This window comes from Dyella sp. GSA-30 (assembly GCF_027924605.1).
GTDB lineage: Bacteria > Pseudomonadota > Gammaproteobacteria > Xanthomonadales > Rhodanobacteraceae > GSA-30.
Window position 1 is genome coordinate 1,060,259 of record NZ_AP027042.1, and the last position, 25,629, is coordinate 1,085,887.

General features: G+C 62.3%; 25 protein-coding genes. 15 read left to right on the forward strand and 10 right to left on the reverse strand.

The window, feature by feature from the left end; translation table 11 throughout:
* Positions 1–253: 253 nt before the first annotated feature.
* Positions 254–1,285: a hypothetical protein gene (locus QMG46_RS04725; protein ID WP_281851333.1), complete on the reverse strand. Its 1,032-nt coding sequence runs from the start codon at positions 1,283–1,285 to the stop codon at positions 254–256.
* Positions 1,286–1,493: 208 nt separating this feature from the next.
* Here QMG46_RS04725 and QMG46_RS04730 point away from each other — a divergent pair, with 208 nt between their 5' ends.
* Positions 1,494–1,691 carry an antitermination protein NusB gene (locus QMG46_RS04730; RefSeq protein ID WP_281851334.1) on the forward strand — a complete coding sequence of 66 codons (198 nt, stop codon included), beginning with the start codon at positions 1,494–1,496 and terminating at the stop codon, positions 1,689–1,691.
* A 124-nt stretch (positions 1,692–1,815) separates the two neighbouring features.
* On the opposite strand, the gene speE is transcribed toward QMG46_RS04730, so the two are convergent.
* On the reverse strand, positions 1,816–2,667 hold the full coding sequence (speE, locus tag QMG46_RS04735; RefSeq protein ID WP_281851335.1) for a polyamine aminopropyltransferase: 852 nt from the start codon (positions 2,665–2,667) through the stop codon (positions 1,816–1,818).
* Positions 2,668–2,941: 274 nt separating this feature from the next.
* Between speE and speA the strand changes: the two genes are divergently transcribed.
* The 4 genes from speA (at position 2,942) to QMG46_RS04755 (ending at position 7,956) form a co-directional block, all read left to right on the forward strand.
* Positions 2,942–4,831, forward strand: coding sequence for a biosynthetic arginine decarboxylase (speA, locus tag QMG46_RS04740; RefSeq protein WP_281851337.1), 1,890 nt, complete (start codon positions 2,942–2,944; stop codon positions 4,829–4,831).
* A gap of 49 nt (positions 4,832–4,880) precedes the next feature.
* A complete protein-coding gene (locus QMG46_RS04745; RefSeq protein ID WP_281851338.1) occupies positions 4,881–5,666 on the forward strand; it encodes a 3-hydroxybutyrate dehydrogenase in 786 nt (261 codons plus the stop codon).
* Between the two features lie 4 nt (positions 5,667–5,670).
* Positions 5,671–6,876, forward strand: coding sequence for a DUF3734 domain-containing protein (locus tag QMG46_RS04750; protein WP_281851340.1), 1,206 nt, complete (start codon positions 5,671–5,673; stop codon positions 6,874–6,876).
* A 216-nt stretch (positions 6,877–7,092) separates the two neighbouring features.
* On the forward strand, positions 7,093–7,956 hold the full coding sequence (locus tag QMG46_RS04755) for an NAD(P)-dependent oxidoreductase (protein ID WP_281851341.1): 864 nt from the start codon (positions 7,093–7,095) through the stop codon (positions 7,954–7,956).
* Positions 7,957–7,964: 8 nt separating this feature from the next.
* Here QMG46_RS04755 and QMG46_RS04760 read toward each other — a convergent pair whose 3' ends face one another.
* The 3 genes from QMG46_RS04760 to argS all read right to left on the reverse strand — a co-directional run bounded on the left by QMG46_RS04760 (position 7,965) and on the right by argS (position 10,957).
* Positions 7,965–8,423: a hypothetical protein gene (locus QMG46_RS04760; protein ID WP_281851342.1), complete on the reverse strand. Its 459-nt coding sequence runs from the start codon at positions 8,421–8,423 to the stop codon at positions 7,965–7,967.
* A 107-nt stretch (positions 8,424–8,530) separates the two neighbouring features.
* On the reverse strand, positions 8,531–9,253 hold the full coding sequence (locus QMG46_RS04765) for an SPOR domain-containing protein (protein WP_281851344.1): 723 nt from the start codon (positions 9,251–9,253) through the stop codon (positions 8,531–8,533).
* Complete coding sequence (gene argS, locus QMG46_RS04770) at positions 9,254–10,957, reverse strand: arginine--tRNA ligase (RefSeq protein WP_281851345.1); 1,704 nt, start codon at positions 10,955–10,957, stop codon at positions 9,254–9,256.
* 549 nt (positions 10,958–11,506) lie between these two features.
* Between argS and QMG46_RS04775 the strand changes: the two genes are divergently transcribed.
* Both QMG46_RS04775 and QMG46_RS04780 read left to right on the forward strand, forming a co-directional pair.
* A complete protein-coding gene (locus QMG46_RS04775; RefSeq protein WP_281851346.1) occupies positions 11,507–11,935 on the forward strand; it encodes a MarR family winged helix-turn-helix transcriptional regulator in 429 nt (142 codons plus the stop codon).
* Between the two features lie 47 nt (positions 11,936–11,982).
* Positions 11,983–12,786, forward strand: coding sequence for an SDR family NAD(P)-dependent oxidoreductase (locus QMG46_RS04780; RefSeq protein ID WP_281851347.1), 804 nt, complete (start codon positions 11,983–11,985; stop codon positions 12,784–12,786).
* 338 nt (positions 12,787–13,124) lie between these two features.
* On the opposite strand, the gene QMG46_RS04785 is transcribed toward QMG46_RS04780, so the two are convergent.
* Positions 13,125–13,622: a hypothetical protein gene (locus QMG46_RS04785; protein ID WP_281851348.1), complete on the reverse strand. Its 498-nt coding sequence runs from the start codon at positions 13,620–13,622 to the stop codon at positions 13,125–13,127.
* 10 nt (positions 13,623–13,632) lie between these two features.
* On the opposite strand from QMG46_RS04785, the gene QMG46_RS04790 reads away from it, so the two are divergent.
* Positions 13,633–14,352, forward strand: a complete 720-nt coding sequence (locus tag QMG46_RS04790; protein WP_281851349.1) for a hypothetical protein — start codon at positions 13,633–13,635, stop codon at positions 14,350–14,352.
* Positions 14,353–14,380: 28 nt separating this feature from the next.
* Here the strand turns inward: QMG46_RS04790 and QMG46_RS04795 are convergent, their stop codons facing one another.
* Entirely contained in the window at positions 14,381–15,220 is an 840-nt protein-coding gene (locus QMG46_RS04795; RefSeq protein ID WP_281851350.1) for a hypothetical protein, read from the reverse strand.
* A 66-nt stretch (positions 15,221–15,286) separates the two neighbouring features.
* Positions 15,287–15,958 (reverse strand): RadC family protein, encoded by a 672-nt coding sequence (radC, locus tag QMG46_RS04800; protein WP_281851351.1) that lies wholly within the window; start codon positions 15,956–15,958, stop codon positions 15,287–15,289.
* Positions 15,959–16,156: 198 nt separating this feature from the next.
* On the opposite strand from radC, the gene QMG46_RS04805 reads away from it, so the two are divergent.
* Positions 16,157–16,306, forward strand: a complete 150-nt coding sequence (locus tag QMG46_RS04805; protein WP_281851352.1) for a hypothetical protein — start codon at positions 16,157–16,159, stop codon at positions 16,304–16,306.
* A 4-nt stretch (positions 16,307–16,310) separates the two neighbouring features.
* Here QMG46_RS04805 and QMG46_RS04810 read toward each other — a convergent pair whose 3' ends face one another.
* Positions 16,311–17,210 (reverse strand): LysR family transcriptional regulator, encoded by a 900-nt coding sequence (locus QMG46_RS04810; protein ID WP_281851353.1) that lies wholly within the window; start codon positions 17,208–17,210, stop codon positions 16,311–16,313.
* A 122-nt stretch (positions 17,211–17,332) separates the two neighbouring features.
* Here QMG46_RS04810 and QMG46_RS04815 point away from each other — a divergent pair, with 122 nt between their 5' ends.
* A complete protein-coding gene (locus QMG46_RS04815; protein WP_281851354.1) occupies positions 17,333–18,073 on the forward strand; it encodes an SDR family oxidoreductase in 741 nt (246 codons plus the stop codon).
* A gap of 76 nt (positions 18,074–18,149) precedes the next feature.
* Complete coding sequence (locus tag QMG46_RS04820) at positions 18,150–19,049, forward strand: SDR family oxidoreductase (RefSeq protein ID WP_281851355.1); 900 nt, start codon at positions 18,150–18,152, stop codon at positions 19,047–19,049.
* Between the two features lie 78 nt (positions 19,050–19,127).
* On the opposite strand, the gene QMG46_RS04825 is transcribed toward QMG46_RS04820, so the two are convergent.
* Positions 19,128–20,327, reverse strand: coding sequence for a M20/M25/M40 family metallo-hydrolase (locus tag QMG46_RS04825; RefSeq protein ID WP_281851356.1), 1,200 nt, complete (start codon positions 20,325–20,327; stop codon positions 19,128–19,130).
* Between the two features lie 179 nt (positions 20,328–20,506).
* On the opposite strand from QMG46_RS04825, the gene coaBC reads away from it, so the two are divergent.
* The 4 genes from coaBC to QMG46_RS04845 all read left to right on the forward strand — a co-directional run bounded on the left by coaBC (position 20,507) and on the right by QMG46_RS04845 (position 25,625).
* A complete protein-coding gene (coaBC, locus tag QMG46_RS04830; RefSeq protein WP_281851357.1) occupies positions 20,507–21,712 on the forward strand; it encodes a bifunctional phosphopantothenoylcysteine decarboxylase/phosphopantothenate--cysteine ligase CoaBC in 1,206 nt (401 codons plus the stop codon).
* A gap of 421 nt (positions 21,713–22,133) precedes the next feature.
* Positions 22,134–23,933, forward strand: coding sequence for a methanol/ethanol family PQQ-dependent dehydrogenase (locus tag QMG46_RS04835; protein ID WP_281851358.1), 1,800 nt, complete (start codon positions 22,134–22,136; stop codon positions 23,931–23,933).
* Positions 23,934–24,008: 75 nt separating this feature from the next.
* Complete coding sequence (locus tag QMG46_RS04840; RefSeq protein ID WP_281851360.1) at positions 24,009–24,842, forward strand: transporter substrate-binding domain-containing protein; 834 nt, start codon at positions 24,009–24,011, stop codon at positions 24,840–24,842.
* A gap of 9 nt (positions 24,843–24,851) precedes the next feature.
* Positions 24,852–25,625, forward strand: coding sequence for a c-type cytochrome (locus QMG46_RS04845; protein ID WP_281851361.1), 774 nt, complete (start codon positions 24,852–24,854; stop codon positions 25,623–25,625).
* The last annotated feature ends 4 nt before the right edge of the window (positions 25,626–25,629 follow it).

Below are 25,629 nucleotides of genomic sequence, written 5' to 3' on the forward strand. Positions count from 1 at the left end.
AAGTTTGCCCGGCGAGTGTGCGGCGGACGGCGTTTTCGGTATGCGGCTATGTGCGGGCTGCGTTACAAATCATTACTCACGTCACTGGATGACCAGCTTCGCTGTTGTAAAGCGCTCCCGGCTTGCGCCGGGATGACGATTTAGGAGCGGGTTTGGGCTTACCGGACGTTTCCTACTCGTCATCCCGGCGCAGGCCGGGACCCAGTGGCGTCAGTGGTGACGTAGCACCGGATCGCTGCACGGCAAACCCGCTCTAGTGCGTAGAGCCGGCCGGCGCCGGAGCCGCCGCATCTTCTTTCGGCGCCTCCAACGGAATCGAATAGTCGCGCAGCGCCGCCAGCACGATGCTCATTTCGGTGCCGCCGTTGCGGGCCAGCGCCAGCAAATGCTGCGACATGGCCTTGTCGGTCGGTGCCCGGGTCGAGAGCTGGGAGAAGTTCTGTACCTGCCAGATCAGGTTGCGGCGCTGGCGCTTGGCATCGGCCTGCTGGGCGTCGTCGCCACTCAGCACTTCGCGGATATGCAGTCCGAGCGAGCGGGCCAGCGGGCTGGAGCCCCACTCGAGGGTGCGGCCCAGCTTGAGACAGTCCTGCTTGAGGGCGTCATCGTTGGCGGCGCCTTCGCACAGCTTGGCCGTGGCCTGCAGGCCCGGCTGCGGCTGGGTGCTGATGACGCTATAGACGATCAGCATCTGGACCCCGTTGGGGCCGGCCGACATCGCCGAATCGACCGTATCGGCCGGGGGCGGCAGGACGCTGACCACGTCGGCGATGGCCTTGAGGCTGGCGCCGGTGTAATCGTCGTAAAGCTTGGCGGCGGCTGCCTTGGCCAGGTCGGCCCGCGCTTCCTTGTCCTTGCCGTCGTGCTGGTCGATGCCAAGCTGCAGCATCCAGACGGCCGCATTGTCCGCGGCCTGTTCACGCAGCTTGGCGACCGCATCGGCGTTCGGGCAGGCATCACCCTTGGCGTCGCAATCGCTCAGCCGGACCCAGCTCACCGCCGCGCTGGCGCCGTCGGCGGCTGCCGCGCGGTCGATCAGGGTGTGGAAATCGTTGTACTTGGGCTGGCTGGGCAGGGGGCGCGCCAGCAACGCGGCACCCAGCAAGGGTGCGGCATCGGCCCGGGGAGCCACTACGCTGACCAGGTCGCGCTGAAAAGCGATCATGGCCTGGGCATGGGCCGTAGCCTGCTTTTTGTCCGTTTTGTCCGGCGATTTTGCCGCCAGAGCGGGCAAAGCCAGCAGCGCACAGGCCAGGGTCAGGGCCAGAGGGCGCAGTCCACGCATAGGGTTCTCCATGAAATCGGGCTGTCACAAAGGCGCCAGCATAGCCGGCCAGAATTGAGGATGTTCTGAACGGGATCTCCCTCAACCCCGGTCATCCTTAAGCTCGCCTGATTCAAGGGTCGATCGACAGCGAACGTCGGCGATCAGGCTTGTTAGCATGGCCCTTTCGCGAGGCTCCCGGGCCCGCCGCAGCTGCAGGAGACAAAAAGTGGATCAGCTTTCCATGTTCGCCGACGGGCGAGCGCCCTGGTTCGTCGGTTGGGGGACCCTGGCATTGCTCAACGCCGGTCTGGCACAAGGCAAGAACCGCAGCGGGTTAATCTGGTTTCTGTTGTCGATTTTCTTCGGCCCACTGGCGACGTTGGCATTGGTGTTGATGCCGAAGGTGAGGCCGACGCTTTTCTAAAGAAGTCCGGCCGCTACGCGGTCTGTCAATGGACAACGGTAAACGGAAAAAGCCAGCCGGGTGAGGGCTGGCTCTTCCTGTTTGCCATTGACGGTGAGTAAAGCGAGCGACTTTACGCTCTGGCTCAATCGCCCAACTGCTCGCGCATGAACTCCGGCTGCGCCAGTGCGCCGCGGTGAATATCCGCGTTGTAATAACGGGTCGGGAAGTTCTTGCTGGCGGCGCCGCGCTCGCGGAAGCCGGAAAGATCGCCGCCCTTGCGTGCCATCGTGCAGCTCCACCAGCCGGTGGGGTAGCACGGCTGCGGGAACGGCAGCGTCTTGACCGCATTGAAGCCGGCGGTGCGCATCGCCGCGCGCATCGACTTGATCAGTTCGATGTGGGCGATCGGCGATTCGCTCTGCTGCACCAGGATGCCGCCGTGGCGCAGGGCCTTGTGGCAGCTACTGTAAAAAGCCGCGTTGAACAGGCCTTCGGCCGGGCCCACCGGGTCGGTCGAGTCGACGATGATCAGGTCGAGCGAATCGGGTTCGGCCTCGGCCATGTACTTGATGCCGTCGATAAACAGCAGCTCGGCGCGCGGGTCGTTGTTGGCTTCGCACAGTTCCGGGAAATACTGCTCGGCCAGACGCGTCACGCGCTCGTCGATCTCCACCTGCACGGCGTGCTCGACTTCCTCGTGCTTCAGCACCTCGCGCAGCGTGCCGCAATCGCCGCCGCCGATCACCACCACGCGCTTGGCGCGGGCATGCGTGAACAGCGCCGGGTGGGTCATCATCTCGTGATAGAGAAAGTTATCGCGGCTGGTCAGCATGACGCAGCCGTCGATCACCATCAGGTTGCCCCAGTCGGTGGTCTGATAGATCTCGATGGTTTGAAACGCGGTCTTCTCCGCATGAAGCAGCTTCTCCACGCGATAACCGATGGAAGAGCCGGAAGCCTGATGGGCTTCGGTGAACCAGCTGAGCTGCGACATGACAAGGAGTCCTGGCGTACGGTAAAGGAACGGTAAAGAACGACTATTGTAGCGGGAAAGGTGGCCCGCACGCGCCGCCGTGAAGAGCGCCGCAGCCACATTGTCACGCTTGGCCTATTACAATAGCGGTTCGGCCGCCCCGCGAACCCCGCTCGTCGGCCGGACAAGCCCATCGGCCCCGCGGCGTGCGAGGCTTCCGGTCGAGGGCTCGTTGTTCCGTCAAGGCTCGCCGCTGCGACGTCATCGTCCGTTGGTACAAGGAGATCTCAGTCTTATGGCGAACCCCTGGAATTCCGCCGCATCCCGTCACACCTATGCGATCGCCCATTGGGGCGACGGCTACGTCGACGTCAACGATGCCGGCCACATTGTCATGCGCCCGCGCGGCGCCAACGGCCCGTCCCTGTCGCTGCCGGCCATCGTCGAGCGCGCGCGTGCCGAGGGCCTGCGGCTGCCGTTGATGGTCCGCTTCCCGGACATCCTGGCCGACCGCCTGGCCCGGCTCAAGAACGCTTTTGCCAAGGCAATCGACGAATGGAGTTATTCGGGCGGCTATACGGCCGTCTATCCGATCAAGGTCAACCAGCAGCGCGGCGTCGCCGGCGAGCTGGTGGCCGCTGGTACCGAAGGCTTCGGCCTGGAAGCCGGTTCCAAGCCCGAGCTGATGGCTGTACTGGCGATGGCCCGGCCGGGCAGCATCGTGATCTGCAATGGTTACAAGGACCGCGAATACATTCGTCTCGCGCTGATCGGCCGCAAGCTCGGCCTGCGCGTGCATATCGTGATCGAAAAGCTTTCCGAGCTCGAACACGTGCTCAGCGAGGCCAAGGCGCTGGCGGTCGAGCCCCTGCTCGGCGTGCGCGTGCGCCTGGCCACGCTCGGCGCCGGCAAGTGGCAGAACACCGGCGGCGACAAGGGCAAGTTCGGTCTGTCGCCCAGCCAGGTGCTGACTTTGATCGAGCGGCTCGACCGTGCCGGTCTCACCCATACGCTGAAGCTGCAGCATTTTCATATGGGTTCGCAGATGTCCAACGTGCGCGACATCGCCGCGGGCATGCGCGAGGCGAGCCGTTATTTTGTGGAGCTGCGTCGCAAGGGCATTCCGCTGGAGATTGTCGACGTCGGCGGTGGCCTGGGCGTCGATTACGAAGGCTCACGTTCGCGCAGCAGCAACTCGATCAACTATTCGCTGGAGCAATACGCCGCGACCATCGTGCAGGCGCTGGCCGAAGTGTGTGCCGAAGAAGGTCTGGACGCGCCGCACATCATCACCGAGGCCGGCCGCGCGATGACCGCGCATCACGCGGTGTTGATCGCCAACGTGACCGAGGTGGAAGAAGTCTCCGCCGGCAAGATCGAGCCGCCGCACGCCGACGAGCCGGCCGTCTTGCGTCGCCTGCGCGAAACTTACGGCGAGCTCGATCAACGGCCGACGCTGGAGCTGTTTCACGAAGCGCAGCATCACCTTGCCGAAGGCCAGTCGCTGTATGCGCTCGGTCAGTTGTCGCTGGACGACCGTGCCCACCTGGACGATCTCTACTACGCCATCGTCAATGCGGTACGCCTGCGCCTGTTGCCGGCCGAGCGTGCCCATCGCCAGGCGCTGGACGAACTCGACGAGAAGCTGGTCGACAAGTACTTCCTGAATTTCTCGGTGTTCGAGTCGGTGCCGGACATCTGGGCGATCGAACAGATCTTCCCGATCGCCCCGATCGCGCGGCTGGACGAAGAGCCGACCCGGCGTGGTGTGATCGTCGACCTGACCTGCGATTCGGACGGCCGCATCGATCACTATGTGGATGCCGAAGGCGTGGACGTGAGCTTGCCGTTGCATGCACTGCGCGATGGCGAAAGCTATCAGCTGGGCATCTTCATGGTCGGCGCGTATCAGGAAACCCTGGGCGACATCCATAACCTGTTTGGCGATACCGATGCGGTGAACGTGCGCGTCGACGGCGATTCGTACGTATTTGCGCATAAGCGCAGCGGCGATACCACCGACCTGATGCTCGACTATGTCGGCTACGATCTGGAAGCCATGCGCAGCAGCTATCGCGAACGGATCGCGACGGCCGGCGTGCAGGGCGAGGCGGCCGACAAGTTATATGCCACATTGAATCAGGGCCTGACGGGCTACACGTATCTTTCCGATAAAGCCGACTGACTCGCGTCCGCCGGCCCGCTTCTCCCCCCAAGCTTACGAAGGAGTGTTTATGGCGAGTCTCGAAGGTAAAGTCGCGTTGATTACCGGCGCAGCCAGCGGTCTGGGCAAGGCCATTGCCGAGCTTTATGCCAAGAATGGCGCGGCCGTGGCGATTGCCGATATCAATCAGCAGGCGGCCGATGCGACGGCTGCGGAAATCGTCGCTGCCGGCGGCAAGGCGATCGGCATCGCGATGGACGTCACCGACGAGGCGGCGGTCAATGCGGGTACCGAGAAGGTGGTTGCTGCATTCGGCCACCTGGATATCCTGATTTCCAACGCCGGCGTGCAGATCATCAACCCGATCGACCAGTTCGCCTTCGCCGATTGGAAGAAGATGCTCGCGATCCACCTCGATGGCGGCTTTCTGACCACCAAGGCGGCGCTCAAGCACATGTACAAGGATGACCGTGGTGGTGTGGTCATCTATATGGGTTCGGTGCACTCGCATGAAGCATCCAAGCTCAAGTCCGCCTATGTCACCGCCAAGCATGGCCTGCTGGGCCTGGCCCGCACGCTGGCCAAAGAAGGCGCGGCCCACAATGTGCGCTCGCATGTGATCTGCCCGGGCTTTGTTCGCACGCCGCTGGTGGAGAAGCAGATTCCCGAGCAGGCGAAGGAACTGGGGATCAGCGAAGACGAGGTGATCAAGAACGTGATGCTCAAGGACACCGTCGATGGCGTCTTCACCACGGTCGAAGACATTGCCGAGACGGCGTTGTACCTGGCCGCTTTCCCATCCGCTGCGCTGACCGGTCAGTCGATCGTGGTCAGCCACGGCTGGTACATGCAGTAACGCCATGAGCCACGATAAGAGTAGCCAACTGCGCGCTTCAGTCGCAGCAGCAGTGGGCGACTCGGTCGCCCGCAACTATGGCACCGTCGCCCTGGTTCTCCAGGGCGGCGGCGCGCTCGGCGCTTACCAGGCCGGCGTATATCAGGCGCTGGAAGAAGCCGCGCTGCGGCCCAACTGGATCGCCGGCATTTCCATCGGCGCGTTGAACGCGGCGATCATCGCGGGCAATCCGCCGGAAAAGCGCGTTGAGAAGCTCAACGAATTCTGGCGCTCGATCTGCCAGACGCCATTGCCGTCGGTGCCGTCGTTATCGTCCTCCCCGTTCGATCCGGCTAACTGGCCATTGCCGTGGCAGAACGGCATGAGTGCGATGGCCGCGTGGCGCACGCTGATCGAGGGGCAGCTCGGTTTCTTCGTGCCGCGTCTGCCGCCGCCATTCCTGCAAAGCCACAAATCGCCGGCCACGACCAGCTGGTACGACACCGCACCGCTGCGCGCCACACTGGAGCGCCTGGCCGATTTCGATCGCATCAACGATCCGCGCGAGATGCGCGTGTCGGTGGGTGCGGTCAATGTGCGCACCGGCAACTTCGCGTATTTCGAGAACACCCACGGCAAGCTTCGGCCCGAGCATTTCATGGCATCGGGTGCCCTGCCGCCTGGATTCCCCGCCGTGGAAATCGACGGCGAGTTCTATTGGGACGGCGGCATGGTCTCCAATACGCCACTCTACAAGGTGCTGGCCGAGCGCCCTTGTCACGACGCGCTGGTGTTCCAGGTCGACCTGTGGAATGCACAAGGCGAATTGCCGCGCGATATGAGCGGCGTGGCCGAGCGCTCGAAAGAGATTCAGTACTCCAGCCGCACGCGCATGATTACCGAGTACATGAAGATGGATCAGGAGCAGCGACGCATGCTGCACGACCTGATGGCGCTGGTGCCGCCGGAGATGCACAACAAGCCGGCCTACAAGCGTGCCGAGCAACGTGCCAGCGGTGCCGTGACCAATCTGATCCACCTGATCTATCGCAACAAGCCGTACGAAGGGCACTACAAGGATTACGAGTTCAGCGCGGCGACGATGCATGAGCATTGGGAAAGCGGTGTGGCGGATATGCAAAGCACGCTCGCCCATCCGCATTGGCTGGATATCCCCGATACCGAGCATCCGTTCGTGACGCATGATGCGCATCGGTCCGAATCCGTCTAAGACCTAAGTTTCCATCGTCATCCCGGCGAAGGCCGGGATCCAGTGGCTTCGATTCCCGGCTTTCGCGATAACCGACCACAAAGTCACTGGGTCCCGGCCTTCGCCGGGATGACGAGTAGGAAGGAGTGTTTAGAAGTCTGTTTTCCTGGCGCGGTTTCCCCACGCGCGCTTTAGAATGGACTTCTTCCCTTCCATCCCCGACCTCCCGGAATCCCCATGACCCTCAAAGCAGCCTTTATCGGACTCGGCGCCATGGGTGCGCCGATGGCAGGCCATCTGAAGGACAAAGGCCTGCTGCACGCGGTGTCCAACCGTACGCATGCCAAGGCAGTGGCGCTGGCCGAAAAGCTCGGCGTCAGCGCGCCCGAGTCGCTGGCCGAGCTGGCGGCTGCATGCGATGTCATCGCGCTATGCGTGACCGCCGACGCCGATGTCCTGAACACCATCGATCAACTGCTGCCGGGCCTCAAGCCAGGCAGCATCGTGATCGATCACTCCACCGTATCGCCCGACACCGCAAAAAAAGCCGCGGCCAAACTGCGCGAAGCTGGCGCGCATTTCATCGATGCACCGGTCTCCGGCGGCGTCGAAGGCGCGAAGAACGGCAAGTTGTCGGTGATGGTCGGTGGCGATGCTGCCGATCTCGAACGCGCGCGTCCCGTACTCGAAGCCTATGCCTTGCGCATCACCCACCTGGGCGATGTCGGCGCCGGTCAGGCCACCAAGGCGGTGAACCAGGTCGTCGTCGCCGGTATCGCGCAAGCGGTTTGCGAAGGCCTGGCCCTGGGTGAAGCACTTGGCCTCGATCCCGAACGCCTGATTCCCACGCTGGGTGCTGGCGCCGCCGGCAACTGGTTCCTGGAGAAGCGTGGCGCCACCATGTTGCGCAACGAGTTCTCCGTTGGCTTCAAGCTGGCCTTGCTGCACAAGGACCTGGAAATCGTGCGCGGTATCGCCGAGCAGGCGGGCACCAATCGCAACGTCATCGAGCGCTCATTGGCCGACTACGCGCAGCTGATGAGCCAGGGTTATGGCGACGACGATATCTCGGGATTGATCCGGTTGAAGCGCAGGAGCTGATCAGGCGATCAAGCTTTGTCCTGAAGTGGCTCGGGGCGTGTCGAGATGGGCGGAAGCCCGGCCAGGCGCGAAAACAACGCTCCGACGGCGAAGCCCTTCAGGCCGCCCATTCCGATACCCAGGAGCACGGAGCTTAGCCAGTCCTGCCCGAAGACAAGGATAGACAAAAGCGTGTACAGGCATGCGCCGACCATGGCGCCGGCCATGCACATCCCCACGCCGGATGCATGTTGATTGCGGCGAGCGGAGCGGAAGATCGGATAGCCAAACAGCCAGGTTGGCACGAGGGTAAGCGCGAACTCCCATACATAGAGCAAGGCCAGGTCGCCTGCTCGCAACCAACGTTCGTGGTCGGGCAGGAACCATCCTGCCTCCAGGATGATCGCGCTTAGAAGCGGGGCGGCCAGCGGAGCCAGCAGGCCGGCAGCGATCACTTGCCATCTGGTGCGTCTGCCCTCGTTCGACATCTGTCGGAGTTCCGTGTCCATGGTGGCGATCAGCGGGGTGAACGCACGGATGCTGACACAAAAAAAGGCGCCCTGAGGCGCCTTTTCCGAAGTGCGGTAGGGCAGGCCTACTTGCCTTCTTTCAACGCAATCGCATTGATACCGGCCGAACGCAAACGCTGTTGCGCCGATTCCAGCTCGGTGGCGGAGCGGAACGGTCCGAGGCGTACGCGGTTGTAAGCCTGGCCATTGACGTTGACCGTGGCGACATTGGCGATGAAACCCTGCAGCGCGAGTTTGGCCTTCAGGCTCTCTGCGTCGGCGGCGTTCGGAAAGGCACCGACCTGCAGCAGATAGCCGTTACCACCGCTGGCGGCGGCCGGTTGCGTGGCTGCAGCGGGAGCGGCCGTAATGGTCTGCGTTTCGGCGGCGGGTGCATTGGCCGGCGGCTTCTGCTGCGCAGCAGCCTGCTGCTGAGCCGCGGCGGCGGCTTGCTGGGCGGCCTGCTGTTTCTGCTGCTGTTCGGCCTTGGCCTGGGCGCTGATCACCGCGTCCGGAATGCGGACTTCTTTCTCCGACAGCACCGAATAGAAATCGTATTGCGGCTTCTTCGGTGCGCTGGCATCGGCGGCGGGCGGCGGTTCGGCTCCGGCATCGCCGCCGCGCTGCGCTGTGGCCTGCGGGTTGGGCTGCGGGACATCGGCCGACTTGCCGCCCATGGGCAGGTGCCCACGCGCAAGGAACATCAGCACCACGCCGATCAGGATGCCAATGATTGCCCAACCCCAGCCCGGCATACCGCCACTGTTGTTGCGCACGGCCTGCCGGCCTTTACCCTTGCGTGCTGCCATTTACATCTTCTCCGGGGCACTGAGTCCCAGCAATTCCAAACCGTTACGGATGACCTGGCGCGTGGCGACGGCGAGCGTGATGCGCGCATTGCGCAGCTGGGCGTCGTCCACGATCCATTTGTGCTCGTGATAGTAACTGTGCAGGGCGCCGGCGAGCTCGCGCAGATATTGCGCGATCAGGTGCGGTTCCAGATTGGTTGCCGCCGCCTCGACGATTTCCGGGTAGCGCGACAGTTCGGTCAGCAGGATCTGCTCGTGCTCGCTGTCGAGCCCAGCCAGCTGTTCGATGCCCGCCTGCGTATCAACGGCGGGCAGGCCGCGCTCGGCCAGTTCTTCCAGCACGCGGCAGACGCGCGCATGGGCGTACTGGATGTAGTAGACCGGGTTGTCGTTGGTCTGCGAACGCGCAAGGTCGATATCGAACACCAGCTGCGAGTCGGCCTTGCGCGCGATCAGGAAGTACCGGGTTGCATCGCGACCGGCTTCCTCGATCAGGTCGCGCAGGGTGACGTAGCTGCCGGCGCGCTTGGAAATCTTCACTTCCTCGCCGCCGCGCATCACCGTCACCATCTGGTGCAGCACGTATTCCGGCCAGCCCTTGGGGATGCCGCAATCGAGCGCCTGCAAGCCGGCACGTACACGTGCGAGGCTGCCGTGATGGTCCGACCCCAGCTCGGTGATCGCGCGCTCATAGCCACGCTGCCACTTGCTGAGGTGGTAGGCCACGTCCGGCACGAAATAGGTATAGGTGCCGTCGGACTTGCGCATCACGCGGTCTTTGTCGTCGCCGAAATCGGTCGAACGCAGCCACAGCGCGCCGCCTTCCTCGTAGGTGTGGTTGTGGGCGATCAGCTCGCGCACCGTTTCATCCACCTTGCCGTCGCTGTACAGCGAGGACTCGAGGAAATAGGTATCGAAGCTGACGCCGAACGCCTTCAGGTCCAGATCCTGCTCGTGGCGCAGCGAGGCCACCGCGAACTGGCGGATCGCATCGAGGTTTTCGACGTCCTTGGCGCCGACGACCGCGTGGCCGTCGGCGACGACCGTCTCGCCGGCCAGATAGGCACGTGCCACGTCGGCGATGTAGTCGCCGCGATAGCCATCTTCGGGCCAGCCGGGCTGGTCGGGGGCGATGCCACGCGCACGGGCCTGGGTGGAAATCGCCAGATTGTTAATCTGCACGCCCGCGTCGTTGTAATAGAACTCGCGCTTGAGCTGCCAGCCGGTCGCTTCGAGTACGCGGCCCAGGCAATCGCCGATCGCCGCCGCGCGGCCATGGCCGACATGCAGCGGGCCGGTCGGGTTGGCCGACACGTATTCGACACCGACAGTCTTGCCGGCGCCGGTCTGGCTCCGGCCGTAAGCGGCGCCTTCCTTGAAGATGCGCTCGGCGATCACCGCCGCCATGCCGGCGCCGAGGTAGAAATTGATAAAGCCGGGGCCGGCAATCTCGACCCGATCGACGCGCAACTGCTGCATCAATTCGGGCGAGAGCGCCTCGACCAGCTTCTGGGCCACTTCGCGCGGCTTGGCGCCGGCCGGCTTGGCCAGCAACATGGCTGCATTCGCCGCGAAGTCGCCGTGATCCCGGTTGCGCGTGCGCTCGATCACGAAGGCGGGTACTTCGAGCTCGGCGGGCAGGGTGGAGTTGGTCTGCAGGGTACGGATGGCCTGCAGCAGCAGTTCGCGCAGCTGTTCTTTCACGGTAAGGGATCGGCTTTCGATGGAACCGGCAATCCTAGCAGACCGGGGCCTTTCGCTTACGCCCCATGCGCTGGCGCATGCGGGGCCGTTTGTATCCATAAAACGGGGGATAGTGCTGTGGATAACTCTGTGGGGAAGATTGGCGTGTGACAGCCTTTTGCTGGGGTGCAAAACGCCGAAACCTGCATGAAATGAAAAAAAAGTATTTAAATCAATCTATTAGAGCGCCAACCTCATGTAGCCGAAATGTCCTGCCCGGAAAGCGCCGCCACACGGCTTATGTGCATAAGTATTTGGCTCGGGCATAAGTCACGTATCGTCATACTCCGCGTCACTTGCCTGTCATGGCCTGATGGGAAACTTCTCCGCGTACTCCACCGACACCCTCCCCGTCGGACCGGAGTATTGAGAAACCGTACCTCTCAATCCTCCCCAAAAAACGGTTCTAACGGCGCGGACCCTTCCGCGCCGTTGTTTTTTCTACCGATCCCGTCGTTTTGGCCATCGCGGCTATTGACATGTGTGCATACACACATTAAATTGCGTGGCATGAACTCGTCCAGCCGCGCCAACATGTGTAATTGCTTCGCCTCCCGGCAGGCGGCGCGTTATCTGACGCGCCTGTACGAGCGGCATCTGGCGCCGGTGGAGTTGACCAGCACGCAATTCACCATCCTGCTGCTGCTGGATGAGGAGCCGGGGATTCCGATGCGCGAACTGTCCGAAGCGATGGTGATGGATCGCACCAGTCTGGTGCGCGCGCTCAAGCCGATACAACGCGACGGCTTGATCGAGATCGCCGCCAGTCCGAAGGACGCCCGTCAGAACGTCATGTCGCTCACCGCGGCGGGTCGCCAGCGGCTCGAGCAGGCGCTGCCGTTGTGGCAACAGGCGCAACACGAATTCGAGGGCGAGTTCGGTCTTGAGCCCGCTGAGGAAACCCGCAAGCTGCTTTTGAAAATCGGCCAACCCGGCTGAGGCATTTTTTGCGCACATATGTGCATACACACACTTTGGAGAGCATCATGAGCACCACCACCAACCATCTAGGTACCGCACTCATCACCGGCGCGTCGTCAGGTATCGGCGCGGTCTACGCCGACCGGCTTGCCCGTCGCGGCTATGACCTGATTCTGGTCGCCCGTAATCAGGACCGCCTGCAACAACTCGCCACCCGGCTGCATGCGCAGACCGGCCGCAGCGTGAAAACGGTGGCTGCCGATCTCACCGCTGCCGGTGATCTGGCCAAGGTCGAAGCCTTGCTGCGCGACGATACGTCGATCTCGATGCTGGTCAACAATGCCGGCGTCGGCGCGACGGCACCGTTGCTGCAGGCGGACATCGGCAAGATGGAAGAGATGTTGAACCTCAACGTGAATGTGCTGACGCGATTGACCCATGCCGTCGCTCCGGCCTTCGTCGCGCGTAAGCAGGGCGCCATCATCAATATCGCCTCGATCGTTGCGGTCGCACCGGAGTTGCTCAACGGCGTGTACGGAGCCAGCAAGGCGTATGTGCTTGCCTTCAGCCAGTCGCTTAAGCATGAGTTGGGCGATAAGGGTGTGCGTGTACAAGCGGTGCTGCCTGGCGCCACCGCAACGGAATTCTGGGGCATCGCCGGCATGCCGGTAGAACATCTGCCCACGGCCATCGTGATGTCGGCCGAAGATATGGTCGATGCGGCGCTGGCGGGTTTTGACCAGGGTGAGTTCGCGACGATTCCGTCGTTGCCGCAGGCAGCCGACTGGCAGACGTTCGAGGGCGCGCGCCTAGCGCTCGGCCCGAACCTGTCGCACACCAAGCCGGCGCAGCGTTACGGTGTGAACTGAGTTGCAGTTTGCGATAAGCGTCTTGCCACATCGCCCCGGTATGTCGCCGGGGCAATGTGAGTAAGGTGGTTTGTATTTTCGAGGGTTTTAAATGCCGCACATTCACTGGCGTGGCCTGAAAACCTGGTGCTAGAGTTTTCCTCCGCATCCTTAGATCCGGGTGCATCAGGGGGCGCCATGTTCAAGGCCGGAGGCAGCAGCGGCGGCAGTGGAAGCGGAAGCGGCGGTGGTGGCGGCAACGATAGAAAGCGCCCCGCCGGGCCTTTGCCGAAGACCGCCACGGATCCGAATAAGAAGGCAAGGGATAGGACTGCTACCAGTCCAGGGTCGTCGCTGCATCATCCGCCATCAGCCACTTCGTCATCGACACACGGCACGGCCGCGCCTTTGTTCCATTCACCACACGTTGCGATCGCCACGCCGATCACGATAGTGGGGCATCCGGCAAGTAGTGGTGGCGGATCATCGAGTCTGACTTCATCGAGTCTGACGTCATCAAGTGTGTTCTCCGCGCCGCCAAAGCATGCATCGCCAGGCGGCATGGGAAGCGCAAGCACGCTATCTCCGGCACTTGCCACGTCAGGCAGCGGATCCTTGGGATCGACCAGTTCGCACACGAGCGCATTTTCCAGCTTGCCATCGACCTCACCACTGTCGCCCCCGGTAAGCACGCACACGGCGCCGAGTGGTACCGGCACCAGCATGTCGTCGGCATCGGCTGCTGGCCGGCGAATGTCCAGCCGAGTGAGCTCGAGGGCCAGGGCTAAAAGCGAAGCACTCAGTAAAGAGGCTGCCGCCCTTGGTCTTACCTCCACCGGAACAGCCAAGGATGTCACAACGCATTTCTTGAAGCCGCTTGCCGCGGGCAGCGATGGGCGCCTTTACACGGGGCCCGAAGCACGTAGAGATATCAATGCCGATATCAAGTCGACACGGAAAACCTTCGCCGATCTCAAATCGTCAAATATCCCGGCACTAGCCCAGGTCATGCGCACCGAGGCGCAGAAGCGCGGCGCTTCGATGCAGAGGCTTTCCACGCGTTCGGCGGCAGATAGTTTCACCAGCGGCGAAGATCACACCTACACCGAGAACACCGGGGCTTCGCATGCCGGCACGCGCACGGCAAGCGACACGCCGCGACCGCAGAGTCCGAAGCCGGAAAGCACCGGCACGGCATTGAAGCCGGAAATCCGCAGCGAGAACGCACACCAGAATCCCTTTCAGTTCACCGGCCTGCCCGGCAACACGGTCAATGTGCCGACGCAAGCCAATCAGGTGGCCGATACGAACATGGAACGTTTCGTCGCCAAGCGGCCAGGCGGATTCATCTATCGCCACGACACGCCAACCCACTCGACGCTGTGGGCCGCTCGCCCGACCAAGGACGGCACCGGCTGGAAAACGCAGAACGTGACTTATCAGCGGCGTCTGGATTCAGCGGCTTCATCGTCTTCGGCCACCAGTTCCTCTTCATCGGCGGCGTCGAGCACATCCACCACGTCTACTACTACGGCATCTACTACGCCCCCAGGGACGCATCCCCCACCCGGAAAGGGCGGAAAGTAGGCGCCGTCAGGCGCGACACCTGCGCCATTCAAGGTGCGGAAGTCGAATGGAAAGTCGGTGCGATTTCCTCGTGGTAATGAATGCCGTTGGCCGGATCGACCAGCAAGGTTTGCGTCATGACGCCCGGCCGGTTTTTATCGTGCCAGGTGGCTAATGCGGAATTGCGGTTGCCGTGCAGGTCGATCACCTTGTGCCAGGTATCGCCGCCCTCGGGAGGCGTTGGGAAACGCTTGGGCGGGAGAATGATGGCGTCGCCCGGGGCCACCCATAGATCGGCGAGTGCGATCTCGTTTGCATAGGGACGCCAGCGCGCGACGCTGATCACCAACGGCACGTCGTCCATTGAAAAGAACACATGCGGAAAGTCGTGATATTCCAGGTCGGTTGGGTTGAAGGTGATCAGCCGCCGCGTATGCGGTAATGAGCGGTAAGGCGACCAGTGTCCGGCCCATTTGCCGTATTGGTAGGTAGCGCAAACAAGCGGTCCGCAGCCGGACGGAATCAGCGCTTCATCGTCCATGTGTACGCAATCGCCGGGCCTCAGCAAGGTCATGCCAAAGGCGCGCACGCTATCGTGTGTTGCCGCCAGCGGCGCGTAACGGACTTCCTTCGCGCCGAAGTCGAACTCGGTGATCTCGTAGCCGGCCGGCACGTGCTCAGGCCACGCGCGTATGTTCGCGTACTTCTGTCCCAGGTCGAGCGTGGCGTCTTCGGGCAACACTTCGATCAGGTTGCCCCGGCGTTCTTCATCGAAAGCGGCTCGGCCATGGTGGTTGCGTAGATAAGGCGTTTTGTTGAAGTCGATAACGCCGGTCTTGCTCAGTTCTCTGATGAAGAGCACATCGTCAAATACATCGTTTGTATCCATTGCATCCCCCCGGTTGCAGAACGTACGCAAGCTTGGCTTATAACACGCGAACGAGTGAGTGCCGTCTCAGATGAGGCCACGCTCCGCCATCGACACGGGCTCGCCCGAGCCAATCACCAGGTGATCGAGTACGCGTACGCCAACGACATCGAGTACGTCGCGTAGTTGCTGGGTGATCGCACGATCAGCAGCGCTAGGCTCGGCGACCCCGGAAGGATGGTTGTGCGCCAGGATCACGGCGCACGCATTGTGTTCCAGGCAGGCTCGGACTACTTCGCGTGGATGCACGCTGGCGCTATCGACGGTGCCGCGGAATAGCTCTTCGAAGGCGATGACGCGATGATGGTTGTCCAGATAGAGGCATGCGAAGACTTCATGCGGGAGATGACGCAGGCGTGCGCTCAGATACTCGCCGCTGTCGCGTGGGTTACTCAGCGTTGGCAGTGCCATCAGTTGTTCGCCCATGGCGCGGCGAGCGAGTTCGAAGGCGGCCAGTAGTCGTGCACGCTTGGCTGGGCCGATGCCCGAAACCTTCGACAGCGATGTTCCATCCGACAGTAAGCGATGCAGGCCGCCACTGGCGATGATCAGCTCGCGGCCGAGGCTGATGGCGTCTTTGCCGCGTGAGCCGTGACCGATCAGGGTGGCGATCAGCTCGGCGTCGGAAAGCGCGGATGGACCGCGTTGCAATAGCCTTTCTCGCGGTCGTTCCAATGTGGGCCAGTTACGGATGCTCATGGGGAGAGTGCTCATGAGGAGAGCTTGCCGTTCCCGATGCCGGCATATCAGTGGGAATGATCGTTGAAGCACTCGGGCGTTCGCCGGGAATGCGTCTAGTCATTTGCCTGGTGTGATCGTCAGCGTCGATGACGTCGACCATGTGAATACGGCGGATGGGTCAGGCTTCCGCCGACTCTCAGGATGGCCGACAAGACTATGAATTTCTCACGTCGTATCGCCCTGATCGCGTTTATTGTCGCGCTCCTGGTCATTCTGGCTTTGGGCTTTTATCGCGCTGCAATGCATGAAGAGGCGCGGCCAGCGACGGCACCTGCAGGGTCGGCATCGGCCCAACAGCCGAATTAGTCAGTCACCCGGCTGCGCTTTGTGACGCGAATTGCGTCGACACCCAATCGATAAATACGCGGACGCGTGGCGACAGCTGACGGCTATGTGGATAGAGCACGTAGACGGGCGACGGCGAGGGCGGAAAGTCGCGCAGGATCTCGACCAGCTCGCCACGTGCGAGCGCGTCGCCAAGTCGATAGCGCGGTACCTGGATCAGGCCCAGCCCGAGTTTGGCGATGGCGACATTGGTCTCGGCGCCGGTGACGGAGACGGTGGCGGGCAGGGTGATTTCGCGTAGCTGTCCATTGACGGTGAATTCGAGCGCCAACAGACCGCCGGTGGCCGAGGACGCGAAGGCGACCATGCGGTGTCCATCGAGCTCATCCGGGGTTCGGGGCGTACCGTAGCGTTGCAGGTAGGCAGGACTGGCGAAGGTGCCTTCCTCCAGTGTGGCGATGTGCCTGCCCACCATGCTGCTATCCGGCGGCTTGCCTACACGCAGGACACAATCCACACCTTCGCGCACCAGATCGACCAAGCGATCGCCTTCGCCAATGTGTAGCTGGATATCCGGATAGCGATCCAGAAAATCTGGCAAACCGGGCAATACGAAGTGTCGGGCCAGGGTGCCATGCAGATCCACGCGCAGCATGCCGCTAGGTTTTGCGCCGCTGAATGCGGCCTCGGCTTCTTCGATATCCGCCAGGATGGAAAGGCAGCGGCGGTAATAGGCCTCGCCATCCAGCGTCGGGCTCACCTGGCGCGTCGTGCGTTGAAGCAGGCGCACGCCCAATCGCGCCTCCATTTGCTTGACCCCTTCGGTAACGGTCGAACGGGGCAGGTCCAGATCCTGGGCCGCCAGGGTGAAGCTTCGGCGCTCGACGATCCGGGCGAACAGGCGCATGGCGTCGAATCGGTCCACGATATTGTTCCCGTTATCCGAATAATGTTATCGGATTAAACCCGATTATCCCCAACCAAGAAAAGTCCAAAGTACGCCTCACCGACACACCGGTCGGATCTTTCCCTCCCGAGGAGTACGCCATGAACAAGCAGAACAACCAGATCGCCATTGTTACCGGAGCCTCGCGCGGCATCGGCGCCGCGATTGCCCAGCGGCTGGCCCAGGACGGCTTTACCGTCGTCGTCAATTACGCCGGCAACGCCGAACCGGCCGAAGCGGTGGCCCGCAAGATCGAAGCCGCCGGCGGGCGGGCTCTGACGGCTCAGGCTGACGTGAGCCATCCGGCCGCAGTGAAGCGCATGTTCGATGCCGCGGAAACGGCCTTTGGCGGCGTCGATGTGCTGGTGAACAACGCCGGCGTGATGGGTCTGGCCACGCTGGCCGATTCCAGCGACGAGCTGTTCGACCGCCTGATCAACGTCAACCTGAAAGGCAGCTTCAACACCATGCGCGAGGCCGCCAAGCGCCTGCGCAACGGCGGCCGGGTGATCAATTTTTCCACCAGCGTGGTTGGTGTCTATCAGCCTACCTACGGCATCTACGCCGCCACCAAGGGCGCGGTGGAAGCGATGACCCGGGTGATGGCGCGTGAAATGCGTGGTCGCCAGATCAGCGTGAACGCGGTAGCGCCCGGCCCGACAGCAACCGATTTGTTCCTGGACGGCAAGTCGGACGAGCTGGTGCAGCAGCTGGCCAAGCTCAACCCGCTCGAGCGCCTGGGCTCACCGGAAGACATCGCCAAGACCGTGTCCTTCCTGGCCGGCCCCGAGGGCGGGTGGATCAACGGCCAGGTACTACGCGCCAACGGCGGCATGGTCTGAACCTTCCTTTGTCTGCGACATGGCGCCTTGGCGCCGCTCATCCCCTCTACAACTAATTTGCTTTGGAGAACTCATCATGAAATACGTGATCATTGTTACCGGCGCATCGAGTGGTTTTGGCTTGATGACTGCCAAGGCGCTGGCGCATGCCGGTCATACAGTCTATGCAAGCATGCGTGACGTCGCGGGAAAGAATGCGGCCCAGGTCGCCAGCATCGCCGACTACGCTAAGACGAACGGCGTCGATCTGCGCACCGTCGAACTGGATGTGCAGTCCGAGCCATCGGCCGCTGCCGCGATCACCACGGTTGTGCGAGCCCATGGCCATTTGGACGTCGTGGTGCACAACGCCGGACACATGTCGTACGGCCCAGCCGAGGCCTTTGCGCCTGAGCAATTCGCGCAGCTTTACGACATCAACGTGCTGGGCACACAGCGCGTCAATCGTGCCGCCCTTCCGCAGCTGCGCAAGCAGGGCCGTGGCTTGCTGGTGTGGGTGTCCTCCAGCAGCTCGCGTGGCGGTACACCGCCGTACCTCGCGCCTTATTTCGCCGCCAAGGCAGGCATGGACGCGTTGGCGGTGAGCTACGCCGGTGAGCTGGCGCGCTGGGGCATCGAGACGTCGATCGTGGTGCCGGGCGCGTTCACCAAGGGCACCAATCACTTCGCCCATTCGGGTAGCCCGGCCGACAAGCAGCGCGCCGAGGAATATGCCAATGGCCCGACTGCGGATTTCTCCGAAGTGGCTTTCAAGGGCCTGGCCGACCTCGAGCCAGCCGATGCCGATCCGCAGGCTGTCGCCGATGCCATTGTCGAGGTAGTGGACAAGCCGTTCGGCAAGCGCCCGTTCCGTGTGCATATCGATCCGTCCGAGGATGGTGCGGAGATCGTCAACGGTGTGGCCGACCGCGTGCGTGCCGAGCTGTTGCGCCGGATCGGGCTGGAAGACATCCTCAAACCGCGTGTGATCGGTTAAGCGATCGCAGCATCCAGGTGGCCGATCAGCCCGAGTGCATCAGCTCGGGCTGATCGGTTGTGCGGCGCGGATGAGCCATCACTCCTGTGTCGCCGCCGATGAAACCACGCGTGTGCCGCTGCCCAGTTCGATGGCGTAGCTCAACGCCAGCCGCGCGAACTTGGCCGTGTGTGTAGCGTTGCCACCACTCTTTTCGAGCGTGTCGTTGGCCGTATGTATGGACGGATTGGCCTGATCGAAGCGTGCCTCGAATGGGAGCGAAGCCGCGTAGCCGTACCTGTTCCAGCTTGCATGATCGGAACATCCATAGCCGCAACGCGACGTGCCGATCTGTAGATCGGGCTGATAGGTGGTGATCAACCGGCGCAGGAAATCATTCTGCATGCGGTCGGTATAGTCCTCGTAGATATAAATGTCGCCCGATGAACCCTTGTAGTTGGTCATGTCCAACTGCAGCGCGCCGAGAACATCGATACCGTCGTTGCGGTAGCGTTGGGCGATCTCGCCCGAACCCACCAGGCCGACCTCCTCGGCGGCATAAGCCATGAATTGCAGGGTGCGCTTGGGCCGGTAGTTGTTCTGCAGCAGTACGCGGACAACCTCGGAAAGGCTGGCGATACCCGACGCATTGTCATCGGCACCGGGTGCTTTCAGCGCGTTCGATGTGCTATCGAGATGGCCGCCCAGCACGATGATCTCGTCCGGCTTTTCGCTACCCGTCATGGTGAGCACCACGGATTTCTGCGGCGTTCTGGCGTGCGTGACCTGAGCCACCTTCACGTCGGCGCGGTTGCCGGCCCAGGACTGCCATAAGTCCCTGATGGCCAGGGAAGCCTGCGCGCCGGTCTCGGATCGGTGCCGACGGTCCTGGTATCGGCTTAGCTGCTCGATGACCTGGATCAGCCGGGTTTCGTCGATCTGCCCGATCAAGCCGCGCACGGTTTCGTGCTGGTCGATGTCGTAGCCGGGCCGGCGTTCGACTGCCTGAACGGACAAGGCGTCCTCGAGCGAGGAGTGCACGATAAACCCCGCACCATGCCGGGACTCGCTACGAAGTTGTTCGGCGAGAGTATCGAGTTGATCGTATTCGACCAGGAGCGCGAGCGAATCATGCGGGCTGCCTTTTTGCACAGACAAGCGTTGCCCGAAGCGCAGGTCTTCGGTGAGGCTGGCATCTTGTGCGAGCGAGATCCAGACCAGTTCGGGCGGCTCGGCGGCGTGGACTGTCGTCACGAGGCAAAGCAGGGCGGCTGCCAGGGCAGCTTTCTTCTTGGACATGGCTGACTTCCTTGTCTTGGGTTACGACGGTGACCAGGGCGGAATGAGGCTGGCAAAAGGTAAGTGCGAAAGCCCGGCTGGGCTCGTTCAAAGCATGCCTGGCGTGGATCGCCCTTGAGAGAGGCGGCCGAAGGCGAATCCTGTAAGCTATTACTGTTTTAAATCATCGGCCTGTAGCTATGAGTATTGCCCAACGTCGCATCCTGTTAGCCGTCACCGGAGGCATCGCTGCCTACAAGGCGTGTGAACTGGTGCGACGCTTGCGCGATCTGGACGCTCACGTACGCGTCGTGATGACCGAAGGTGCCACGCATTTCGTCACCGCGACCACGTTCCAGGCGTTGTCCGGCGAGCCGGTACGCATCAGCTTGTGGGACGAGCATGGCGAAGCGGCCATGGGGCATATCGAGCTGGCGAAATGGGCCGAGCGCATTCTGATTGCGCCGGCATCGGCCGATACCATCGCGCGCCTGGCGAACGGCTTCGCCAATGACCTGCTCAGTACCGTCTGCCTGGCCAGCGCCGCGCCGGTTTATGTGGCGCCAGCGATGAATCAGCAGATGTGGGCGCACCCGGCGGTGCAGGCGAACATGGAGACCTTGCGTCGGCGCGGCGTCATCCAGCTCGGCCCCGATTCCGGCGACCAGGCCTGCGGCGACATCGGTTCGGGCCGTATGCTCGAAGCGCTGGAGCTGCGCGAGGCGATGGTGGCGTCCTTTGTCGACGAGCGCCTGCGTGACCTGAAAGTCGTCGTTACCGCCGGCCCGACCTATGAAGATATCGACCCGGTGCGTTTTATCGGCAACCGCAGCTCCGGCAAGATGGGCTTTGCCGTGGCCGAAGCGGCCGCTTATGCCGGCGCCGAGGTCACCTTGATCGCCGGTCCCGTCGGCCTGGCCACACCGCCGCGCGTGGCGCGACGCATCGACGTGCGCAGTGCCGCGCAGATGCACGATGCAGTGCTCGAAGCCACGGCACAGGCCGACATCTATATCGGCGCCGCCGCGGTGGGCGACTACCGCCCGGCCACGGTCGCCGGGCAGAAACTGAAGAAGCGCGACGGCAAAGGCCTGACGCTGGAGCTCAGCGAAAACCCCGACATCCTGGCCGACCTTTCCCAGCGCAGCCCCAAACCGTTCCTGCTTGGCTTTGCCGCCGAGACGCACGACGTTGCGGTGTACGCGCAGGACAAGCTGAAGCGCAAGGGTCTGGACATGATCGCCGCCAACCAGGTGGGCGGTGGGCTTGGTTTCGAAGCGGAAGACAATGCCTTGAGCCTGTTCTGGCCCGGTGGTGAAGAAGCCTTGCCGCGAGCATCCAAGCGCACGCTGGCGCAGCAGTTGATCGTGAAGCTTGCCGAGCGGTATCGCGCGCAGCGCGGGTGATCCGCCGGAATCCCGAAAAATCACCTGAGCTTGTAGGAGCGACTTCAGTCGCGACCGTGCAGCGCGAGGTAAGGCCGGTCGCGACTGAAGTCGCTCCTACAAGCTAGTTGGGTTTGGAGTCCAATTGAGAGAGGGCTCCCGCAAATGCGCCAACCACACCGTATTGCTGCAAAGCCGCATCATCCCAGGCTGCCCCACTTCTGCATCAAGCACTGTGGCGATACAGAGACACTACGCCTCCAGCACAACCAGCCGCAGCCGAGCCAAACCCGGCTAGGTCAATGATTGGCCGACAGTTTCACCCGTGACGTGAGAAGTGGCACAGCCCCTGCTATCTCCCTGATGCAACCGATGTTGCACCGGCACGCGCCGTGCGTTGCCGATGGCACGTAAGCCTTCAGCATCCGGGGAGAGTCCATCCATGTTCAAACCATCCGTACGTTTCTGGCGACCTGCGATACACGTTGCCTGTCTGGCTCTGCTGCTGCCGGGTATCGCCGCAGCCAACGAGCAGTTGGACAAGCTGTCGCAAGATCACAACCAGTGGGTCATACCGGCGGGCAATTACGCAGGGCATCGCTATAGCGGTCTGAATCAGATCACGCCCGACAACGTCAAGAATCTGCATGTCGCCTGGACTATGTCGACCGGCTCGCTGCGCGGCCACGAAGGCCAGCCGCTGGTAGTCGGCGACACGATGTTCTTCGAAAGCTCGTTTCCCAATTACGTATATGCGGTGTCGCTCAAGGAGCCGGGCCGCATTCTGTGGAAGTTCGCGCCGCAGCAGGACAAGTTCGCGCCTTCCGTGGCGTGCTGCGATGTCGTCAATCGCGGCGTGGCCTATAGCAATGGCGTCATCTACGCCAATGCACTCGACGGTTTTCTCTATGCACTGAACGCCAAGGACGGCAGCGTGAAGTGGAAGGTCCAGAACGCCGATCCCAAGCTGGGTCAGACGCAGACCATGGCGCCACTGGTGATCAAGAACGTGGTCATTACCGGCGTATCGGGCGCGGAATACGGCGTGCATGGTTATGTCACCGCGAACGATGCGGCGACCGGCAAGCAGGTCTGGCGTGCGTTCAGCACCGGACCCGACGACCAGCTGTTGTTCGACCCGAACAAGACCATCGACGGCGCCACCGGCAAACCGGTCGGCAAGGATTCCAGCCTGTCGTCGTGGCAAGGCGAACAATGGAAGCTCGGCGGTGGCACTACCTGGGGCTGGTACACCTACGATCCGAAGTTGAACCTGCTCTATTACGGCACCGGTAACCCCGGCACCTGGAACCCGACGCAACGTCCGGGCGACAACAAATACTCGATGTCGATCATCGCGCGTAATCCGGAAACGGGTAAGGCGGCGTGGGTGTTCCAGATGACGCCGCACGATGGCTGGGACTACGACGGCGTCAACGAAAATATTCTCACCGATAGTACGGTCGACGGGAAAAGCATTCCGACGCTGACGCATTTCGATCGCAACGGCTTTGCTTACGTGCTGGACCGTCGCTCCGGAAAACTGGTGTCGGCAAAGAAGTTCGACGCGGTGGTGAACTGGGCCGATCACATCGACATGGCCACCGGCAAACCCGTGCTCAACCCGGCGATGATGACCAAGGAGGGCGAGAACGTAAAAGGCATTTGCCCGTCGTCGCAAGGCAGCAAGGACCAGCAGCCGGCCGCCTACGATCCGAATACCAAGCTGTTCTACGTGCCGACCAATCACGTGTGCATGGATTACCAGGCATTCAACGTGAAGTACAAAGCCGGTTTCCCGTACGTCGGTGCGCTGGTGAATATGTATCCGGCCAATCACGGCGACGTCGGCGGGCGCTTTATCGCCTTCGACCCGGTCAGCGGTCAGACCAAGTGGGCTATCGACGATCGCTTCCAGGATTGGGGCGGCGCGTTGACCACCGGCGGCGGGTTGGTGTTCTACGGCACGTTGACGGGTGAATTCCGCGCCGTCGATATCAAGAGCGGCAAGGTGTTGTGGAAGTTCAAGGCACCGTCGGGAATCATCGGCAATCCGATCACTTATACGTACGAAGGTAAGCAGTACGTAGCGATCCTCAGCGGCGTCGGTGGCTGGGCGGCGATCGGTCTGGCCGAGAATCTCACCAAGGCGACTGAAGGTCTGGGCGCGGTCGGTGCGACCGCAAGCCTGAGCGACTACACCAACCTCGGCGGCACCTTGCTGGTGTTCGCACTCGACTGATCGAACGGACGTCCGCGGCGCATTGATGGCGCCGCGGATGCGTTCTGGCGTCTTCATCGCATAGGACCTCATGCCATGAGCAAGCTGTACACGTTGACCGCCACTTGTCTGTTGATCGCTCTCGCTGGCGCCGTGCCCGCCCATGCGGCGGGCACGCTGAAAGTCTGCGCAGATCCCGACTATCTGCCTTACTCCAATCGTGCCGGCCAGGGTTTCGAAAACGCGGTCGCCGAAACGGTCGCCAAGGCCATGGGCGCGAAGCTCGAATACGTCTGGGCCGACATGCGCGGGCACGGCGGCTTTCCCGAGTATCTCTCGCGCAATCTCGATAGCGGCAAATGCGACGTGGTGATGAGCATGCCTTACGGCAACGACGAGGAGCTCACCACCGATCCCTACTACGTGTCCTCCTATGTCTTTGTGTTCAAGAAGGACAAGGGCTACACCATCGAGAACATGAACTCGCCCGACCTGCGCAAGCTCAAGCTGGGCTTCGAAGGCGACACGCCGGTAGAGGCTGGCTTGCAGTTGCGCGGCCTGGTGACGTCGGCCAAATCGTTCGATATCAGCGGCTCCTCCGGCGAGTCGCCGCGTAGCACGCTCGATGCGGTACAGACCGGACAGATCGACGTGATGATCACCTGGCAACCGGCCGTCGGTGCATTTCTACACGACTATCCCGAGCTGACCACGGTGGCCTTGCCCAACACGCGCGCCACCGGCTCGCCTGAAATGTATTCCTTCCCGATGTCGATGGCTGTGCGCAAAGGCGACGACGCGTTGCGCAACAAGCTCAATAACGTCATCAAGCAACAGAAGTCCGCCTTGACCGGCGTGCTGCACCAGCATGGCGTGCAGCTGTTCGGCGATGGCGATAGTGCATCGGCCAGTCAGATGGCCAATCTGTAAGGAGGCGTCATGCGTAGAAACGTATCGGAGCGGGTTTTGACGGGTTTGTGGCGGGTCGCGATGTCGGCGTCGCTATGTTTCATCACGATGCCGCTATGGGCCGCCACCGCTCCGGATACGAGCAAGGGCGCAACCGTAGTCAAGGGCAGCGATTGCCTGTCCTGCCACGCGATAGATCACAAGGTGGTGGGTCCGGCGTACCAGGACATTGCGAAGAAATACGCCTCACAGCAACCGCAGATCGTCGCCACCTTGATGAAGAAGGTAAAGGAAGGCGGCAGCGGCGTATGGGGTCAGATACCGATGACGCCGCATCCGCAGTTGAGCGATGCCGATCTGCATGCCGCGGTGGACTATGTGTTGTCGCAGACTGGCAGTGGTGCGCCAGCGAAGAGTGCGGCAGCGGCCGGTGCAGCGCACACCTACAAAACCGCTGGCGGCCAGTCGGTCACGACCGATTTTCAGGTCTATCTCAATGACAAGCCGCCCAAGGTCACCGACGATGTCTTCAAAGGTTACGAAAACTACAACTCATATTGCTTCCGTTGCCACGGTGGCGACGCGGTTGGCGGTGATCTCGCGCCGGACCTGCGCAACTCGCTGAAGATGGGTATGACCTGGGACACCTTTCTCAGCACGGCGATGGCCGGTCGGCCCGAGAAAGGCATGCCTTCCTGGGCGGGCTTTTTTGAAGAGAACGATTTGCGCGCCATCTACGACTACGTCAAGGCGCGTCAGCTGGATCTGGTGCAACCCGGACGCCCGCCATCGAGCCAGGACTGATCAC